The following is a 1538-nucleotide window of genomic DNA, read 5'->3' on the forward strand; positions in this document are numbered from 1 at the left end:
CACAGCATCCACAACATCCGGTTCCGCATGGGCATAGGTCTCCAGCTTTGATAAAGCCTCAAGATCAACAATATTATTCAATACAAAGCGCATATCTTTCAGTGGCGCAGTATACTCACCCATGGAAAACCTCTTTTGATCTGGTTATGCTTGCCTTTTAGATGTTATGGCATATCCGGCGGCGATAAAAAAGGATTTCGCACCGAAGCGTTTCTGGAAGCCACCGTCCTGAACTGTACCCGTAAATAAAAACCGAAAAGCAAGTCATGCAATGCTAAAAATATTTCCCTCTTCCCAACAGGGAATTTCAGACGCCGCCGCAGAAATCCGGGCCGGTCACCTTGTGGCCTTCGCCACCGAAACGGTATATGGGCTCGGCGCAGATGCGCTTAACGACACCGCCGTCGCGTCAATTTATGAGGCCAAGGGCCGACCGAGTTTCAATCCGCTTATTGTTCATGTTCCCTCAATGGCGGCCGCCCGGGCCTACGTCGACTTCAATGAAACAGCAGAGACACTTGCCGCCAGCTTCTGGCCCGGCGCCCTCACCCTGGTACTGCCGCGAAAGCCGGACTGCCCGGTCTCCCGACTTGCAAGTGCCGGGCTTGAGACGCTCGCTATTCGCATTCCGGCTCATAAACAGGCACTAGAGTTTCTAAAGAGCTGTGATCGTCCGTTGGCGGCCCCAAGCGCTAACCCGTCAGGCAGCATTAGCCCGACTACCGCCCAGCATGTCATCGATGGGCTCAAAGATCGGATTGCCGGTGTACTGGAGGGCGGCACCTGCCCTGTTGGGGTTGAGAGCACCGTCGTGGGCTTCGATAACGGCAGGCCTGTCTTGCTGCGGCCAGGTGGCATTACAGGTGAAGAACTGACGGCCGCCGTCGGCCCCCTTCTCACCCATGACGCAGACGGCACGACACCGAGCCCGGGTATGCAGCAAAGCCATTATGCGCCGCACTGCCCGGTTCGCCTCAACGCCACCGATAAACGGCCGCATGAAGCGTTTCTGGGATTTGGTCGCGATCAGGACCATCTTGCAGATATAAACTTGAGTATAAATGGCAGCCTGATCGAGGCAACCTCTCATCTTTTCAGCGCCTTGCACCTGCTTGATGAGATGAGGGTCGCCGCAATTGCTGTGGGCCCGATCCCCGAAACCGGGCTTGGCGTTGCCATTAATGACCGTCTCCGCCGTGCGGCGGCACCAAGATAGAAACGGGAGAAAGTCGGCTAATGGACTTGATCAAGGAAATCACCAATATTGTTGGGGACAAGCATGTCCTCGTTGACGAGGCCGACATGCGGGGCTTCGTTGTTGAATGGCGGGATAAATTTATTGGTCGCGCCCGGGCTGTCGTTCAACCGAAATCGACAGAAGAGGTTGCCGCCGTCGTCAAGCTCTGTGCAGCGACGAAAACATCTCTCGTGCCGCAGGGTGGTAATACCAGCCTTGTTGGTGGTTCTATTCCCTTCACGAGCGGTGATGAGATTATCCTGTCGATGTCGCGCATGAAATCAATCCGCGCCATCGACCG

At 55.4% G+C, this 1538-nt stretch carries 3 protein-coding genes; 2 read left to right on the forward strand and 1 reads right to left on the reverse strand.

Going from position 1 to position 1538, the window contains the following annotated elements; translation table 11 throughout:
• On the reverse strand, positions 1 to 123 hold a 123-nt coding region (locus tag ACESNI_RS02100; protein ID WP_373084539.1), incomplete at its 3' end, for an acyl-CoA dehydrogenase N-terminal domain-containing protein.
• A 148-nt stretch (positions 124 to 271) separates the two neighbouring features.
• On the opposite strand from ACESNI_RS02100, the gene ACESNI_RS02105 reads away from it, so the two are divergent.
• Positions 272 to 1216, forward strand: coding sequence for an L-threonylcarbamoyladenylate synthase (locus ACESNI_RS02105; protein WP_373084535.1), 945 nt, complete (start codon positions 272 to 274; stop codon positions 1214 to 1216).
• A gap of 20 nt (positions 1217 to 1236) precedes the next feature.
• Positions 1237 to 1538, forward strand: a 302-nt coding sequence (locus ACESNI_RS02110; RefSeq protein WP_373084537.1) for an FAD-binding oxidoreductase, incomplete at its 3' end; no start/stop codon positions are given.

The organism is Sneathiella sp. (assembly GCF_041689005.1).
In the GTDB taxonomy this organism is placed as follows: domain Bacteria; phylum Pseudomonadota; class Alphaproteobacteria; order Sneathiellales; family Sneathiellaceae; genus Sneathiella.

What these genes read in the sequence shown, in the direction of transcription:
- ACESNI_RS02105 (WP_373084535.1), top strand. Translation starts at nt 272, where the DNA reads ATGCTAAAAATATTTCCCTCTTCCCAACAGGGAATTTCAGACGCCGCC.